This is a genomic window from Halomonas alkalicola (genome assembly GCF_030704205.1).
GTDB lineage: Bacteria > Pseudomonadota > Gammaproteobacteria > Pseudomonadales > Halomonadaceae > Halomonas > Halomonas alkalicola.
The window spans coordinates 3,015,936-3,030,782 of the sequence record NZ_CP131913.1 but is presented as its reverse complement, the minus strand read 5'-3'; the positions used below and the strand labels follow the sequence as shown (position 1 = coordinate 3,030,782).

Annotated in this window: 17 protein-coding genes; 2 read left to right on the top strand and 15 right to left on the bottom strand. The window is 70.8% G+C overall.

Annotated features, from left to right (window positions below):
- Positions 1-40: 40 nt before the first annotated feature.
- The 8 genes from B6N23_RS14270 to B6N23_RS14235 form a co-directional block, all read right to left on the bottom strand.
- Positions 41-514, bottom strand: coding sequence for a phosphatidylglycerophosphatase A family protein (locus B6N23_RS14270; RefSeq protein ID WP_110069210.1), 474 nt, complete (start codon positions 512-514; stop codon positions 41-43).
- Complete coding sequence (thiL, locus tag B6N23_RS14265) at positions 511-1,530, bottom strand: thiamine-phosphate kinase (protein ID WP_305500060.1); 1,020 nt, start codon at positions 1,528-1,530, stop codon at positions 511-513. Before thiL ends, B6N23_RS14270 begins: the two co-directional genes overlap by 4 nt.
- A 13-nt stretch (positions 1,531-1,543) precedes the next feature.
- A complete protein-coding gene (gene nusB / locus B6N23_RS14260) occupies positions 1,544-2,047 on the bottom strand; it encodes a transcription antitermination factor NusB (RefSeq protein WP_110069208.1) in 504 nt (167 codons plus the stop codon).
- Positions 2,044-2,538, bottom strand: coding sequence for a 6,7-dimethyl-8-ribityllumazine synthase (ribH, locus tag B6N23_RS14255; RefSeq protein ID WP_302139263.1), 495 nt, complete (start codon positions 2,536-2,538; stop codon positions 2,044-2,046). The genes nusB and ribH overlap by 4 nt, the downstream gene beginning before the upstream one ends.
- Before the next feature lie 72 nt (positions 2,539-2,610).
- Positions 2,611-3,798: a bifunctional 3,4-dihydroxy-2-butanone-4-phosphate synthase/GTP cyclohydrolase II gene (gene ribBA, locus B6N23_RS14250; RefSeq protein WP_305500049.1), complete on the bottom strand. Its 1,188-nt coding sequence runs from the start codon at positions 3,796-3,798 to the stop codon at positions 2,611-2,613.
- Positions 3,799-3,944: 146 nt separating this feature from the next.
- On the bottom strand, positions 3,945-5,090 hold the full coding sequence (gene ribD / locus B6N23_RS14245; RefSeq protein WP_305500047.1) for a bifunctional diaminohydroxyphosphoribosylaminopyrimidine deaminase/5-amino-6-(5-phosphoribosylamino)uracil reductase RibD: 1,146 nt from the start codon (positions 5,088-5,090) through the stop codon (positions 3,945-3,947).
- 28 nt (positions 5,091-5,118) lie between these two features.
- Positions 5,119-5,601: a transcriptional regulator NrdR gene (gene nrdR, locus B6N23_RS14240; protein ID WP_119021788.1), complete on the bottom strand. Its 483-nt coding sequence runs from the start codon at positions 5,599-5,601 to the stop codon at positions 5,119-5,121.
- Between the two features lie 76 nt (positions 5,602-5,677).
- On the bottom strand, positions 5,678-6,184 hold the full coding sequence (locus tag B6N23_RS14235) for a copper chaperone PCu(A)C (protein WP_110069203.1): 507 nt from the start codon (positions 6,182-6,184) through the stop codon (positions 5,678-5,680).
- 202 nt (positions 6,185-6,386) lie between these two features.
- On the opposite strand from B6N23_RS14235, the gene B6N23_RS14230 reads away from it, so the two are divergent.
- Together B6N23_RS14230 and dsbG are read left to right on the top strand one after the other, a co-directional pair.
- Positions 6,387-7,208 carry a TlpA disulfide reductase family protein gene (locus B6N23_RS14230; RefSeq protein ID WP_169959029.1) on the top strand — a complete coding sequence of 274 codons (822 nt, stop codon included), beginning with the start codon at positions 6,387-6,389 and terminating at the stop codon, positions 7,206-7,208.
- 51 nt (positions 7,209-7,259) lie between these two features.
- The gene (dsbG, locus tag B6N23_RS14225) at positions 7,260-8,027 is read left to right on the top strand and encodes a thiol:disulfide interchange protein DsbG (RefSeq protein WP_379687517.1); all 768 of its coding nucleotides are present in this window, start codon (positions 7,260-7,262) and stop codon (positions 8,025-8,027) included.
- A gap of 126 nt (positions 8,028-8,153) precedes the next feature.
- On the opposite strand, the gene B6N23_RS14220 is transcribed toward dsbG, so the two are convergent.
- From B6N23_RS14220 to B6N23_RS14190, 7 genes are all read right to left on the bottom strand, one after another.
- Positions 8,154-9,197 (bottom strand): c-type cytochrome, encoded by a 1,044-nt coding sequence (locus B6N23_RS14220; protein ID WP_249322188.1) that lies wholly within the window; start codon positions 9,195-9,197, stop codon positions 8,154-8,156.
- A 12-nt stretch (positions 9,198-9,209) separates the two neighbouring features.
- Positions 9,210-9,863: a c-type cytochrome gene (locus B6N23_RS14215; protein WP_169959031.1), complete on the bottom strand. Its 654-nt coding sequence runs from the start codon at positions 9,861-9,863 to the stop codon at positions 9,210-9,212.
- Between the two features lie 56 nt (positions 9,864-9,919).
- Complete coding sequence (locus tag B6N23_RS14210; protein ID WP_305500042.1) at positions 9,920-11,239, bottom strand: ATP-binding protein; 1,320 nt, start codon at positions 11,237-11,239, stop codon at positions 9,920-9,922.
- Positions 11,236-11,931 (bottom strand): response regulator, encoded by a 696-nt coding sequence (locus B6N23_RS14205; RefSeq protein WP_305500040.1) that lies wholly within the window; start codon positions 11,929-11,931, stop codon positions 11,236-11,238. The genes B6N23_RS14210 and B6N23_RS14205 overlap by 4 nt, the downstream gene beginning before the upstream one ends.
- Before the next feature lie 176 nt (positions 11,932-12,107).
- On the bottom strand, positions 12,108-12,551 hold the full coding sequence (locus B6N23_RS14200; protein ID WP_110069196.1) for a DUF6691 family protein: 444 nt from the start codon (positions 12,549-12,551) through the stop codon (positions 12,108-12,110).
- A complete protein-coding gene (locus B6N23_RS14195; protein ID WP_305500036.1) occupies positions 12,548-13,021 on the bottom strand; it encodes a YeeE/YedE family protein in 474 nt (157 codons plus the stop codon). The genes B6N23_RS14200 and B6N23_RS14195 overlap by 4 nt, the downstream gene beginning before the upstream one ends.
- A 12-nt stretch (positions 13,022-13,033) precedes the next feature.
- Complete coding sequence (locus B6N23_RS14190; protein WP_305500034.1) at positions 13,034-14,842, bottom strand: SulP family inorganic anion transporter; 1,809 nt, start codon at positions 14,840-14,842, stop codon at positions 13,034-13,036.
- Positions 14,843-14,847: the final 5 nt, after the last annotated feature.

The following is a 14,847-nucleotide window of genomic DNA, read 5'->3' as shown; positions in this document are numbered from 1 at the left end:
GCTTGGCCACGCCCGGACGGGCGAGCCACGACACGGTCCTTCAGTGTAGCCAGAACCAGATGTGCATCACGCTCCAGGCGTAGATCCCCGCCATCACGTCGTCGATCATGATGCCGAAGCCCCCCGCCACCCGGCGGTCCGCCCAGCGGATCGGCCAGGGCTTGATGACATCGAAGATGCGGAAGAGCACGAACCCCCACAGCGCCGCCTCCCAGGAGAAGGGCACCGCCGCCATGGTGATCCAGTAGCCGACGAACTCGTCCCAGACGATGCCGGAGTGATCGTGGACGCCGAGGTCGCGGGAGGTCTTCTCGCAGAGCCACACCCCCCACACGAAGGCCGCCATCACCACCGCCAGGTACCAGCCCAGGGGCAGCTCGGAGAGCAGCCAGTAGAAGGGAATGGCGGCCAGGGTACCGAAGGTGCCCGGGGCCCAGGGCACGGCCCCGCTGCCCAGGCCAAAGGCGAGGAAGTGGGTCGGACGGTGCCAGATGCTGGGGGGCGCTCGGTTCATGTCGCGCCCCCTGCGCCTTCGCTGCCGGCCGCCAGGAAGTGCTGCCAGCCGCTGCGGCTGGGCATGGCCACGCCGCGCAGGCCGGGCTCGGCCTCGAGGCGACCGATCACGGTGAGCGGCAGGCCCAGGGCGGCGAGCCGTGTGCGGGCCTCGTCGAGCCGCTCGGCGGGCAGCGCCAGCAGCAGTTCGTAGTCATCGCCGCCGGCGAGCGCTGCCTGGCAGGCGCCCTCCTCACCCAGCGCCTCGACCAGCCCTTCGGCCAGGGGCAGCGCCGCGGGGTCCAGGGTGGCACCCACGCCGGAGCGCTCGAGGAGATGGCCCAGGTCGGCCAGCAGGCCATCGGAAATATCGATGGCCGCCGTGGCCAGTCCCCGCAGCGCCTCGCCGGCGGCGAGACGCGGCTGGGGACGCAGATAGCGGAGCAGCAGCGGGTGGGACGGGTCGCGTTCGCCGCGCTGCCAGAGCGCCAGGCCGCCGGCGCCGCCGCCCAGGGCGCCGGTCACCGCGACCAGGTCGCCCGGCCGGCCGCCATGACGGGTCAGTGCCGCCTCCGGCGCCACCTCCCCCATCACCGTCACGCCGATGGCGGTGGCGCCGCGGGTCACGTCGCCGCCCACCAGGGCGGTGCCGCTGGCCTCGGCGAGGTCGCGAAAGCCGCGCGAGAAGCCCTCGAGCCAGGCGTCGTCGGCCTCTTCCAGAGTCAGCGCCATCAGGCACCAGCGGGCGCGGGCGCCCATGGCCGCGAGGTCGCTGAGGCTCACCGCCAGGGCGCGATGCCCGACCGCCTCGGCGGGGGCGTCCGCGGGGTAGTGGACGCCGGCCACCGAGGTGTCGACGCTCACCGCCAGCTGCTGCCCCGCCGCGGGAAGCAGCAGCGTGCAGTCATCACCCACCCCCAGCGCCACGCCGGCATCACTGCCGGGCGGCGACGGGGTGAAGTAACGGGCGATCAGCCCGAATTCACTGTGCTGACATTGACTGGGCACGGCTTGACTGGGCACGGCTTGATTGGGCACGGGGACACCCCCTTCAGCGGCGGCGGGCGGCCACCTCGGCGGAGCGCAGGCGCCCGGCGAGCTTGTCGAGGATGCCGTTGACGTACTTGTGGCCATCGGTGGCGCCGAAGGACTTGGCCAGCTCCACGCCCTCGTTGATCACCACCCGGTAGGGCACATCGAGGCGCCGGGAGAGCTCATAGGCCCCCAGGCGCAGGATGGAGAGCTCGATGAGGTCGAGCTCCTCGAGTTTGCGGTCAAGCAGCGGCGCGATGGAGGCGTCGAGGTCGGCCTTGAAGCGCGCCACGTTGTGCAGCAGCTCATGGAACAGCGCCAGGTCGGCGATCTCCATGACCTTGAGCCAGTTCTCGTGGTCCTCGAGGTCGTCGTCGGCACGCTGGCTGCGAAACTCGGCCTCCACCGCGGAGATCGACTTGCCGGTCATCTGCCACTGGTAGAGGCCCTGAACGGCCAGCTCCCGCGCGGCACGCCGAGAGAGCTGCGCCTTGGAGGGACCGCGAGCGCGCTCGCGACTCATGCCTCTTCCTCCTCGTCGTCGCCGAAGCAGCGCAGCAGCGAGACCATCTCCATGGCCGCCATGGCCGCCTCGGCGCCCTTGTTGCCGGCCTTGGTGCCGGAGCGCTCGATGGCCTGCTCGATGGAGTTGACGGTGAGCACGCCATTGGCGATGGGGGTATCGAACTCGAGCTGCAGGCTGCTCAGGGCCGAGTTGCAGCCGCCGGCCACGTACTCGAAGTGGGGGGTGCCGCCGCGAATCACCGCGCCCAGCGCGATCACCGCGTCGGGATGGGCCACCTTGAGCACCTGCTTGACCGCCAGCGGCAGTTCCCAGGCACCCGGCACGTGGACGATATCGATGTTCTCGCTGGCCACGCCGTGGCGTACCAGGCTGTCGACGGCGCCTTCCACCAGGCTGTCCACCACGTGATGGTTGAAGCGCCCCACCACGATGACGTAGCGGCCGTCCACGTCGATGAAGCTGCCTTCCACTTGAGAAATGGGTTGCATGTCTGTCTTCCTGATGATGCTGGGGCGCGGCCCGGGGCCGCGCCCGCTGGATGGTCGGGATCGGGGTCGGCGTCAGTCGCCGCGGTTCTCGGCACGCTCGGCCTCGGCAGCGTCTGCCGCGGCGATGTCCTCGGGGCTAAGGCGCTCGACCACTTCCAGGTCGAAGCCGGAGAGCGCCGAGAACTTCCAGGGGGAGCTGAGCAGGCGCATCTTGCCGACGTTGAGATGGCGCAGGATCTGCGAGCCGGTGCCGATGGTCAGGTAGTTGCCAGCACCGTCGGAGGCGCTGTTGCGCGGCGCACGCCGGCGCTCCAGGAAGGTGTCCCGGGTATCGCGCAGGTCCTGGCGGGGGCGGCCGTCGTCGAGCAGCACGAAGACCCCGCGCTCGCTGCGCGCCACCTCGGCGATGGCTCGCTGGGAGCTCCACTGGGCGCTGTCGCCCTTCTGCAGGGCGAGCAGGTCGCGCATGGCGTCGGCCAGGTGCACGCGCACGGTGGTCGGGGTCTCGGGGCTGGGGCGCCCCTTGACCAGCGCCAGGTGGTGGGCGCCCTGGATGCTGTCGCGGAAGACGTGCAGGGTCAGCTCGCCATAGGCGGTCTGCACCGGCGTGGCCTCCACGTGCTCCACCGTCTGCTCGTTGTGGATGCGGTAGTGGATCAGGTCGGCGATGGTGCCCATCTTCAGGCCGTGCTCGGCGGCGAAACGCTCGAGCTCCGGACGACGCGCCATGCTGCCGTCGTCGTTCATGATCTCGCAGATCACGCCGCTGGGGTCGAGGCCGGCCAGGGCGGAGAGATCGCAGGCCGCCTCGGTGTGGCCGGCGCGACGCAGCACGCCGCCGGGCTCGGCCATCAGCGGGAAGATATGCCCCGGCTGGACGATGTCCTCGGCCCGGGCGTCACGGGCCACCGCGGCCTGCACGGTGCGCGCGCGGTCGGCGGCGGAGATGCCGGTGGTCACGCCCTCGGCGGCCTCGATGGAGACGGTAAACTTGGTGGCGAAGCCCGAGCCGTTGTCGGTGACCATCAGCGGCAGCCTGAGGCGCTCGCAGCGCTCGCGGGTCATCGGCAGGCAGATCAGCCCACGGCCGAAGCGGGCCATGAAGTTGATGTGCTCGGCCTGCACCTTCTCGGCGGCCATGATGATATCGCCTTCGTTCTCGCGATCCTCATCGTCCATGAGGATCACCATCTTGCCCTGGCGGATGTCCTCGATCAGCTCCTCGATGGGGGCCAGCCCGCCGGCAGTTGAGTTCACCATGAGATCTCCAGAAATTCAGCTTGGCTGAGCGTCGGCCAGCGGCGACAGTCGCGTCGTCCGCAGGCGTCTACCCGCCTCGAAACGGCGTCAGAGTACCGTGGCGCGGCGTCGGGCGCCAGTAAAGCGCCGTGGCAAGCCCCTGCACGCTACTTTTCCGCTTTCGTGCGGCGCTCGGGCCGGGCGGTGATGCGCCAGTCGCGGCCCACGGCGCGAATATCGAGGATCTCGAGGCCGCGCTGCTGGGCCATGGTCTCGATGCCGGCGAGCTGGAAAAGCGGGCGCGCCTCGCCGCCCAGCAGGGTGGGGGCCACGAAGAGCTGCATCTCGTCCACCAGCCCCGCGTCGAGCATGGCACCGGCCAGGGTGGCGCCGGTCTCCAGCAGCACCTCGTTGGCCTGCTCCACATCGGCCAGGTAGCGCAGCAGGGCGTGGAGGTCGACGCGGCCGGCGGCGTCTGCCGGCAGCGCCACCACCTCGGCGCCGGCGGCCTCGAGCCGTTCGCGCCGCTCCGGCTCATGGCCCTCCACCGTGGCCACCAGGGTGCGGCCAGGCTCGGTGAGGCAGGCCGCGGCCTCGGGCAGGCGCAGGCGGCTGTCCACCACCACTCGCAGCGGCTGGCGGCCGGCGATCAGCTCCACCCCGTCGAGCTCGGCCTGCTCGGGGCGCACGGTGAGCCGAGAGTTGTCGAAGATCACCGATTCCACCCCGGTCAGCACGGCGCTGGACCGGGCGCGCAGGCGCTGCACCTCGCGACGGGCCTGGGGCCCGGTGATCCACTGGGACTCGCCGGAGCGCATAGCGGTGCGGCCATCGAGGCTGGTCGCCATCTTGAGGCGCACGAAGGGGCGGCCGTGGTCCATGCGCATGATGAAGCCGGGATTGAGCGCCCGGGCCTGCTCCTCCAGCACGCCCACCTCCACCTCGATGCCCGCCTCGCGCAGCCGCGCGATGCCGCGCCCGGCCACTGCCGGGTTGGGGTCGGCCATGGCCACCACCACTCGCGCCACGCCGGCCTCGACCAGCGCCACCGCGCAGGGGCCGGTGCGCCCCTGGTGGGAGCAGGGCTCCAGGGTGACATAGGCAGTGGCGCCGCGGGCGGCCGCGCCGGCCTGGCGCAGGGCATGAACCTCGGCGTGGGGCTCGCCGGCGCGGGCGTGGAAGCCCTCGCCCACCAGGCGCTCTCCCTTGACCAGCACGCAGCCCACGCGGGGGTTGGGGTCGGTGGTATAGAGGCCGCGGCGGGCCAGTTCCAGGGCCCGGGCCATCCAGGCTTCGGGGGGCGTTACGGCCATGGGATTCCTTGGGGTCGGGAAAGGACGCTTAGCCGCGCGGTTCGTCGGGGCCGAAGGTAGGCTCCTGGGCCAGGCGGTCGATCTCGGCGCGGAACTCGTCAATGTCCTGGAAGCGCCGGTAGACCGAGGCGAAGCGGATATAGGCGACCTGGTCGAGGCGCTTCAAGGCGAGCATCACCTGCTCGCCGATGTCGCGGGCGTGGATCTCCCGCTCGCCGCGGGCGCGCAGGGTCTGACGGATGCGCTGCACCGCCGCTTCGATGGACTCGGCGCTGACCGGCCGCTTCTCGAGGGCCCGCAGCATGCCGGCGCGCAGCTTCTGCTCGTCGAAGGATTCGCGGGAGCCGTCGCCCTTGATCACCCGGGGCATCACCAGCTCGGCGGTCTCGTAGGTGGTGAAGCGCTCGCCGCAGGCCACGCACTGGCGGCGGCGACGCACCTGGTCACCCTCGGCGACCAGCCGCGAGTCGGTGACCTTGGTGTCATGGGTACCGCAGAAGGGGCAGTGCATCGCTGGGTTCCGGGCTGGGGAGACGGGGACGTGGTCATATTGTAACGACTGCGGCCGCCCCCGCCCAGCGTGGCTCTCAGTGCCCGTGGTGGCCGCCACCGTGGCCGCCATCCTGCCCGTGCATGCCGCCGCCCATCACCTCGATGCGCCGCACCGGGGCGGTCAGCTCAAGGCTCTCGCCGCTGTCGAGCACCAGGGTGATCTCGACCTCGTCCCCCTCGTGGAGCGGCGCCACCAGGTCGATCAGCATCAGGTGCAGGCCGCCCGGGGCCAGCTCGGTGCTGGCCCCGGCGGACACGCCGATCTCGTCGACGCGGCGCATCTGCATGACGCCGTCCACGTCCACATGGTTATGCAGCTCGGTGGTCCCGGCGGCCGGCGAATGGGCCTCGACCACCGCCAGGTCGCCATCGCCGGGGTTAGTCAGCACCATGAAGGCCGCGGTGGTGGTGGAGACCGGCGGCACGGCACGCACCTGGGCGTTCTCGACCGCCAGGGACTGGGCCAGGACGGTCTGGCTGGCCAGCGCCAGGGCCAGGCCGGCAAGGGCGGTGCGCAGGAAAGGCAGGGCGGGATAGAGCATGGCAAGAGGTTCCTTGGGCGAGTGTGGCGAACAGGCGTATTCCGATATCCTACTGTCGAGCGGGCGACACGACCTTGCGACATAACGCCCCACGCCGCCGCCCCGGCTGCCAGGATAATACTCTGCTAATCCACGGCTGCCACTCTCGCCACGGGCTGTACAGTGCCCGACCCCCGACCCCCGACCCACAGGGAGCTTTCACATGCACGGACTGAACCAGAGCATCGCCATCGGCCCGCTGGGGCTCTCCATTGGCCAGCTGCTGCTGGTGCTGGCCTTCTCCATCGCCCTGCTGGCCGGCGCCCTGATCGGGCGGCGCCACCGCACCCCGACCGCCGACACCCTCTTCACCCTGCTGTTCGTGGCGCTGGTGGGCGCCCGCCTGGTGTTCGTGGCCCGCTACTGGGGCAGCTACGACGGCGCGCTGGCCATGCTGGACATCCGCGACGGCGGCTTCGACCCCCTGGGCGGCCTGGTCGCGGGCGTGGGCTATGCCCTCTGGCGGCTGTGGAAGGCGCCGCAGCAGCGCGCGGCGCTCTCCGGCGCCCTCGTGGCCGGCGCCTTCACCTGGGGACTCACCGCCGGCCCCCTGCTGCTGCTCGAGAGCCAGACTCGCCCCATGCCGGACACCCCGCTGGCGACCCTGGCAGGCGAGCCCATCGACTTGCCGACCCTGGCCGAGCGAGAGGCCCGGCCCATGGTAGTCAACCTCTGGGCCACCTGGTGCCCGCCCTGCCGGCGCGAGATGCCGGTCTTCGAGCAGGCCCAGCAGGAGGAGAGCGACATCACCTTCGTGTTCGTCAACCAGGGCGAGGATGAAAGCCTGGTGAACCGTTTCCTCGACCACGAGTCACTGACCCTGGAGAACGTGCTGCTGGATGCGCGCAACGCCCTGGGCGACGCCACCGGCGCCATGGCCATGCCGACCACCCTCTACTACGACGCCGAGGGTCGCCTGGTGGACACCCACTTCGGCGAGCTCTCCAGAGCGACCCTGCAGCGCGGGCTGGAGCGCCTGCGCTGAAGGCCACCACCGCCCATTTCCGTGTTCCCATCCATGAGAAAGGACCTCCCCATGCGACTGCCCTCTCCCCTGCTTCCCGTCGGCGCCCTGGCCATGGCCATGGCCATGGCCGCGCCTGCCCTCGCCGATGACCACTGGCCGGCCCCGATCCAGGCGCTCAGCGCCCAGGGCCTGCAGATCCACGCCGAGTTCGAGGCCCCCGGCGGCCTGACGGGCTACGCGGCGAGCTACCCCGCTGGCGAAGTGGCCATCTACCTGACCCCGGACGGCGGGCACGCCATCGTCGGCACCCTGGTGGACGCCGAGGGCAACGACCTCTCCGATGCCGCCCTGGACGAACACGTGCGCGCCGCCCAGTTCGCCGAGGTATGGGAGCGCCTGGAGAAGAGCCACTGGATCCTGGACGGCGACGCCGACGCGCCGCGGGTGGTCTACACCTTCACCGACCCCAACTGCCCCTACTGCCGGCAGTTCTGGGAGGCCGCACGCCCCTGGGTCGAGGCCGGCGAGGTGCAGCTGCGCCATATCATGGTGGGCATCCTCGCCTCCAACAGCCCCGCCAAGGCGGCGAGCCTGCTGGGCGCCGAGGACCCCGCCGCGGCGCTGCACGCCCACAGCGACGGCGGCGAGGAGATCGTGCCCACCGCCCAGGCGCGCGAGATCGAGGAGCAGGTCTACGCCAACAACCAGCTCTTCGACGAGCTGGGCATGATCGCCACCCCTTCCACGCTGTTCCGCGACGGCGATCGGGTCGATCGCGTCCAGGGGCTGCCGAGCGACGAGCGGATGGTCGAGGCGATGGGCGGCGAGGCGCCCTGACGCCTCGACACCCGTCCATGGGAAGCAAGCGTTGAAGCGAAGAGCCCCGCCTGGCACGCCAGGCGGGGCTCTTCACTGGCTGGCCACCGCCTCGGCGGGGCAGCGCCGGGCGGGGCCAGGGTGGCCTCAGTCCTCGAGATCCTTGAAGCGCGGCTGGCCGATGTTCCACGGCTTCACATCCTCGCCCTTCTCGCCCCAGTTGGCGTGATCGGCAAGGATATTGCCGTCAGGGCCTTCCTGGCCGTAGAGAGAGGTGCGGTGGAAGCTGGGGCCGAAGCGCTCCAGGGTCTCGGCCACGTCGCCGGTGTAGCGCGGATCCTGCGGGCGCTCCTGGTTGCTCATGTAGTAGGCGATGTCCCAGGCCTCCTGGTCGGAGAGCGATAGCGGCTGGCCCAGCGGCATGTTGTTCTTGATGAACCCTGCCGCGGTGTGGACGCGCACGATGCCGGCCCCCCAGTTGTTGGAGCCGTCACCCCAGGGCGGCGGAAAGACATACTCGCCGTTCTGGTAATAGCCGGAGCCATCCTCGCTGTGACAGACGGCGCAGTTCTCCATGTAGAGCGCCTCGCCGTTCTCGTAGCTGAGCTCGTCGGGGCGATCCGGGTGCGGGAAACCGCGACCGTAGATCGGCTGGTCGGGGTACATGGGGGCACCCTTGGCCAGCCACTGGTGGTAGGCGGTCAGCGCCAGCATGTCGTCGCTGCCGTACTCGGGCGGCACGCCGTTCATGGAGTAGGCGAAGCAGCCGGCGATGCGCTCCTCCAGGTTGTTGACGTGGTCGTTCTTGCCGCGGTAGTTGGGCAGGGTGACCGCCGCCGCCCACACCGGCGCGCTGAACGGCTGGCGCCCCTCGCCCAGATGGCAGCTCGAGCAGTTCATGTCGTTGTAGACGTTCTGGCCGCGCAGCTGCTGGGTGTCGGTGAAGAGGTCGTAGCCGCGCCGGATGACCTTCTTGGTCTCCGGGTGCAGGTCGGAGGCCTCGAGGTCCGCCATGGTCGGCGGGACATGCACCAGCTCGCCCTCCTGGGGGGCCGGATAGCCCATCTCCACCAGGGTCTCGATGGCCGGGTGCAGGGTGTCGGCGCTGGCCGCCAGGCTGACGCCAGCCACCAGAGTGGCGCTGGCCATGGCCAGGGTGGTCCTGCCCAGGTGTGTCCTGAAGTGGTTCATGCTCTGCTCCCCTTATTCCTCGGACGCCACGGACTGGCCGGCCAGCCAGGCCGCCACGGCGGTGATGTCCTCGTCGCTCATGCGCTTGGCCACGGCCCCCATCAGGTTCTGCGGGTCGTTGCTGCGCTCGTCGGCCTGCCAGGCACGCAGCTGCTTCTCGATGTAGCCGGCGTGCTGGCTGCTGATGCCCGGGAAGGTGCTGCCGGCCCCCTCGTTGCGCGGGCCGTGGCAGCTCTTGCAGGAGACGATGTACTGGTCCCAGTCGCCGCGCAGGGCGAGCTGCTCGCCGCGGGCCAGCAGCTCGTCATCGACGTCACCGCCCTGGGCGGCGGTCACCGGCATCTCGCTGTAGTAGGCCGCCACGTCGGCGATCTGCTGGTCATCGAGCATGTTGGCGAAGGGCAGCATGCTGGCGCTCTGGCGACGCCCCTCCTTGAAGTCGTGCAGCTGCTTGGCGATGTAGTCGGCATCAAGCCCCGCCAGGCGCGGCCAGGATTCACCGCCGGGCACGTTCATGCCACTGCCGTCTGCCTGATGGCAGGCCACGCAGGTTCCCGCGGCCGCCTGGCCCCGCTCGGCGTCGCCTTCCAGCGCCATGGCCTGACCGGCGGCCAGGCCGACGCCCAGCAGCAGGCCAAGCCCGCCCGTGATCCTCTTGCTGGTCATGTGGTTTCCCCTTGTTGTGTCATCGGCCCCGGTACGCGGTGATCGGTACGGGGTATTCAACGACCCGCCTTGACCGGCACGGTCAGGCAGGCCTCAAGCCCCTCCCCGTCGGGACGGGCAAACTCGAGCCGGCCGGCGAAACGCTCGGCGATGGCCATCACGATGGCCAGCCCCAGGCCGCTGCCGCGCTGCTTGCTGGCGCGCCAGAAGCGCTGGGACATCTGGGCGAGGGCCTTGTCGTCCACCCCCGGGCCGCGATCGCGCACCCGTAACGTCAGCTCACCCGCTGCCTCGTCCAGGCGGGCCGTGACCGTTACCGGCGCGCCCTCGCCACCGTGGCGCAGGGCGTTGTCCACCAGGTTGCGCAGCGCGGTGACGGCAAGCTCCCGGGGCAGCGCCAGGTCCACCTCGGGCCACGCCTCGGGCAGCGCGAAGCACCCCGGGTCCACGCCGGTATCGCGCAGGGCCAGCTCGACCACGTCGGCCACCCGGCTCGGCTCGCCATCCTCGAACTGCACGCGCCCCTCGACCCTGGCCAGCATCAGCAGCTGGTCGAGGATCCGCGCGAGCCGCCCCACGCCCTCCTCGGCGTAGGCCAGCGACTGGCGGGCCGCCTCGCCCTCGACCCGGCCCGCCACCTGCAGGTGGGTCTTGATGGCGGTGAGCGGCGTCTTCAGCTCATGGGCCGCATCGCTGGTGAAGCGCTGCTCGCGCACGATGGCCTGCTGGATGCGCGCCAGCAGGCCGTTGAGCGTCTCGATCAGGGGGCGCAGCTCCATGGGCACGCCGTAGGTGGCCACCGGCGCCAGGGCATCCGGGTGGCGCCGCGCCAGGGAGTCCCGCAGCCGCGAGAGCGGCGCCAGGCCGCGCAGCACGCCCAGCCAGAGCGCCACCATGCTGCCCAGCAGCGCCACGGCGAAGGGCACCACCGCCACCTTGAAGACGTCGGCCAGCAGCTGGTCGCGCTCGTCCATGCGGTCGGCGGTGGTGATGGTCAGCCCGCCGCGCTCGTAGGTGAACACCCGCCAGGTGACGCCGCCCTCCTCGCGGAAGGTGTGGCCGCGCTCCCCCGCCGCCAGGATCGTCTCCAGGTCGGTGTGGGTGCGGGCCATGATCTCGCCTCGCGGCGAGTGCACCTGGCAGGCCAGCCCCCCGATGGGCGGGATGGAGAGCGCACGGCGGTCGGCCTGGAGCCACACCTCCTCGGGGAGTTGGGCCATCAGCCCCGCCACCATCCGCGCCGACTGGGCCAGGCGCTGGTCCAGGGTGGCCACGAACTGCTCCTCGAGATCCCGCATCAGCCAGGCCGCAGCCAGGCCCCACAGCAGCGCCAGGGTGAGCCCCAGGGTCAGCAGCAGCCGCGTGCGCAGGCTCATGCCCCCCGCCCCCTCTCGGTCGGCTCCACCGCCGAGGGCTTGCCGAGCCGATAGCCCAGCCCGCGCACCGTCTCGATCACGCGGCTGCCGAGCTTGCGGCGCAGGTGGTGGATATGCACGTTGAGGGCGTTGCTCTCCACCTCGTCGTTCATGCCGTAGAGGCTGTCCTTGAGCTGGTCGGCCGAGAGCACGCTGCGCGGCGACTGCAGGAAGGTCTCCAGCAGCACCAGCTCGCGGCGCGACAGCGCGACCGGGCGCCCCCCCACGGTGACCTCCCGGGCCACCGGATCCAGGCACAGCGCCCCGTGCTCGATCAGCGAGCGCGGCCGCCCGGCGGCACGGCGCAGCAGCGCCTGCAGCCGGGCCACCAGCTCGTCCAGGTCGAAGGGCTTGATCAGGTAGTCGTCGGCGCCGCCGTGAAGGCCCGCCACGCGGTCCTGCACGGTGTCCCGGGCGGTCAGCACCAGCACCGGGGTGGTCACCCCGGCGGCACGCCACTCCTCCAGCAGCGTCAGGCCATCACCGTCGGGCAGCCCGCGGTCGAGGATCACCACATCGCTGGAGACCGCCCCCATGGCGCTGCGCGCCTCGGCCAGGGTCGCCACGTGGTCGACCACGAAGTCGTGGACGGTCAGGCCGGCCCGAATGCCGGAGGCCACCAGGGCGTCATCCTCGATCAACAGAACGTGCATGAGATGGATTCCTCGTCGTGTGGGGCATCGTGTCACCCGTCAATTAAGCAGGTGTTAAGCGGTTATAAGCGTACAACTGTTCGGCATGATCCATTGGCCCAATGACCCCGGGGAAACGCAAGCGTCCCCGCCGGCGATGCCGACGGGGACGCGAGGCGCCGCCCGGTGGGAGGGATTCAGCTGCGGGCTGGAATCGCCCTGGCCAGGAACCAGCCGGCCACCATGGCCACCAGCATGGCGACAAGGGGCGCGGTCAGGCCGCCGATGGAGGCAATGGCCGGACCCGGGCAGTAGCCGGAGAGCCCCCAGCCGATGCCGAACAGGGCGGCACCGCCGATCAGCCGTCCATCCAGGTCCTGGCGGGTCGGCAGCTGGAAGGCCTCGCCGTAGACCGGGGCCGTGCGCTTGAAGACCAGGCGATAGCCGATGAAGTTGGTGACCACGGCGCCACCGAGCACGAACATCAGGGTCGGGTCCCAGGCGCCGAAGAGGTCCAGGAAGCCCAGCACCCGCGCCGGGTCGGTCATGCCGGAGATGCCGAGGCCGAGGCCGAACAGCAGGCCAGCGATGTAGCCCGCGACTGATTTCACATTCCGGGGCTTCAAGGTCTCGGTCTTCATGCGCCACCTCCGATCACATGGCGGACCACGTAGACGGTGATGATCGCCGCCACCAGGAAGGTCAGGGTCGCCACCATGGAGCGCGGCGAGAGGCGCGACAGGCCACAGACCCCGTGGCCGCTGGTGCAGCCGCTGCCGAGCCCGGTGCCCACGCCGACCAGCAGGCCGGCCACGAGCATCAGCGCCACGCCACCGGCGGGGGCGCCGATCACCTGGCCTGTCACATCGATCCCGGTGCCGGCCACGTTGCCGAGCCCGCCGCCGAGCAGCATCAGCAGGAGGGGCCCGCTGATCAGGCCCAGCAGGAAGGTGAGCCGCCAGGCGCTGTCGCCCCTGGGCCGAACCGTGATGAGGTTGCCGATGATGCCGCTGATGCCGGCGATGCGGCCCAGCGTGGCCATCAGCCAGGTGGCGGACAGGCCGATCAGGATACCGCCGGCCAGTCCAGACAGGGGTGAGCTCCAGTCCACTTTCTCTCTCCTTCAGTGCATCCGCGGATGCGGGTGTGTCGAATCATCGATGGGGGAATCGAGTGTCGCGCCCATCTGCAGCTCGGCGCAGCGTCGCGACAAGCTGCCGTCGCTCTCGCCGCGCGGCTCCTGCCAGGCATCGAAGGTGCTGAGGAACACCTTGCCGGTCATCTCGTGGCAGAACTCGGTGTGCTGCAGGCGATCCATCACCGGCCCCTTGACCTCGGCCAGGTGCAGGGCGACGCCGGAATCCTTGAGCCGCGCGTTGATCGCCTCCAGGCTCTCCAGGGCCGAGGCGTCGATGACGTTGACCGCCTGGCAGGCCAGCACGATGTGGGCCAGGCCCGGCTGGCGAGCGGCCAGCGCCATCACGGTATCTTCCAGGTAGCGGGCGTTGGCGAAGTAGAGGCTCTCGTCGACGCGCAGGATCGCCAGGCGCGGGTCGGTCTCCACCGTGTGGCGCTCCACGTTGCGAAAGTGCTCGCTGCCCGGCACCAGGCCCACCACCGCGCTGTGCGGGCGGCTGGTGCGGTAGAGGTGCAGCGCCAACGACAGCCCCACCCCGGCCATGATGCCGCTCTCCACACCGACGACCAGGGTCACGGCGATGGTCGCCAGCATGGCGGCGAAATCGCTGCGCGAGTAGGCCCAGGTGCGCCGGATGGCCGGGATGTCCACCAGGGAGAGCACCGCCACGATGATGGTGGCCGCCAGGGTGGCGATGGGCAGGTAGGCGATCAGCGGGGTGAGCAGCAGCGCCGCCACGGCGATGCCCACGGCGGTGAAGGCCCCGGCCGCCGGGGTCTCGGCGCCGGCATCGAAATTGACCACCGAACGGGCGAAGCCGCCGGTGACCGGCATGCCCCCGGTGAAGGAGGCGGCGATATTGGAGGTGCCGAGCCCCACCAGCTCCTGGTCGGGGTCGATGCGCTGCCGACGCTTGGCGGCGAGGGTCTGGCCCACCGACACCGACTCCACGAAGCCGACGATGCTGATCAGCAGCGCCGCCACGAACAGCTGGCTCCACAGGCCGCTGTCGACGCCGGGCAGGGTCAGCGGCGGCAGGCCCGCCGGCACCGCCCCCACCACGGCCACGCCGCGCTCGTCGAGCCCATACCGCCAGGTGACCAGGGTCGTCACCGCCACGGCGAGAATCGGCGCGGCCTTGGTCAGCATGTCGGCCGGCCGGCCCGGCACGCCGAGGCGCACCAAGGCGGACTTGAGCCAGCGCCGGGCGGCGTAGAGGAAGGCCAGTACCGAGAGCCCGATCGCCAGGGTCGGGGCGTTCACCTGCCCCAGGCTGCCGGCCAGGCCAAGGAGCAGCTCGAGCAGATTATGGCCGCCGGCCTCGACTCCCAGCACATGCTTGAGCTGGCTCGCTGCGATGATCAGGCCCGAGGCAGTGATGAAGCCGGAGATCACCGGATGGCTCAGGAAGTTGGCCAGGAAGCCCAGCCGCGCCACCCCCATCAGGGTCAGCATCAGCCCGGACATCAGCGCCAGCACCAGGGCCGCGCCGAGGTACTCCGGGGTGCCCTGGGGGGCGATCTGCCCGATCGCCGCCGCGGTCATCAGCGAGACCACCGCCACCGGCCCCACCGAGAGGGTGCGGCTGGTGCCGAACACCGCATAGACCACCAGCGGCGCGATGCTGGCATAGAGGCCCACCTCCGGCGGCAGCCCGGCCAGCATGGCGTACGCCAGCGACTGCGGGATCAGCATGATGGTGACGATCACCGCCGCCAGCAGGTCGCTGCCCAGGGTGGCGCGTCCGTAGCCGGGCAGCCACTGCAGGATAGGCAGGTAGCGCTTGGGGTTCACGCGGC

What these genes read in the sequence shown, in the direction of transcription:
- B6N23_RS14235 (WP_110069203.1), bottom strand. Translation starts at nt 6,184, where the DNA reads ATGCTCTATCCCGCCCTGCCTTTCCTGCGCACCGCCCTTGCCGGCCTG.
- dsbG (WP_379687517.1), top strand. Translation starts at nt 7,260, where the DNA reads ATGCGACTGCCCTCTCCCCTGCTTCCCGTCGGCGCCCTGGCCATGGCC.
- B6N23_RS14230 (WP_169959029.1), top strand. Translation starts at nt 6,387, where the DNA reads ATGCACGGACTGAACCAGAGCATCGCCATCGGCCCGCTGGGGCTCTCC.
- B6N23_RS14215 (WP_169959031.1), bottom strand. Translation starts at nt 9,863, where the DNA reads ATGACCAGCAAGAGGATCACGGGCGGGCTTGGCCTGCTGCTGGGCGTC.
- ribH (WP_302139263.1), bottom strand. Translation starts at nt 2,538, where the DNA reads ATGCAACCCATTTCTCAAGTGGAAGGCAGCTTCATCGACGTGGACGGC.
- B6N23_RS14210 (WP_305500042.1), bottom strand. Translation starts at nt 11,239, where the DNA reads ATGAGCCTGCGCACGCGGCTGCTGCTGACCCTGGGGCTCACCCTGGCG.
- B6N23_RS14220 (WP_249322188.1), bottom strand. Translation starts at nt 9,197, where the DNA reads ATGAACCACTTCAGGACACACCTGGGCAGGACCACCCTGGCCATGGCC.
- nusB (WP_110069208.1), bottom strand. Translation starts at nt 2,047, where the DNA reads ATGAGTCGCGAGCGCGCTCGCGGTCCCTCCAAGGCGCAGCTCTCTCGG.
- B6N23_RS14200 (WP_110069196.1), bottom strand. Translation starts at nt 12,551, where the DNA reads ATGAAGACCGAGACCTTGAAGCCCCGGAATGTGAAATCAGTCGCGGGC.
- nrdR (WP_119021788.1), bottom strand. Translation starts at nt 5,601, where the DNA reads ATGCACTGCCCCTTCTGCGGTACCCATGACACCAAGGTCACCGACTCG.
- B6N23_RS14205 (WP_305500040.1), bottom strand. Translation starts at nt 11,931, where the DNA reads ATGCACGTTCTGTTGATCGAGGATGACGCCCTGGTGGCCTCCGGCATT.
- ribBA (WP_305500049.1), bottom strand. Translation starts at nt 3,798, where the DNA reads ATGGTGAACTCAACTGCCGGCGGGCTGGCCCCCATCGAGGAGCTGATC.
- B6N23_RS14270 (WP_110069210.1), bottom strand. Translation starts at nt 514, where the DNA reads ATGAACCGAGCGCCCCCCAGCATCTGGCACCGTCCGACCCACTTCCTC.
- ribD (WP_305500047.1), bottom strand. Translation starts at nt 5,090, where the DNA reads ATGGCCGTAACGCCCCCCGAAGCCTGGATGGCCCGGGCCCTGGAACTG.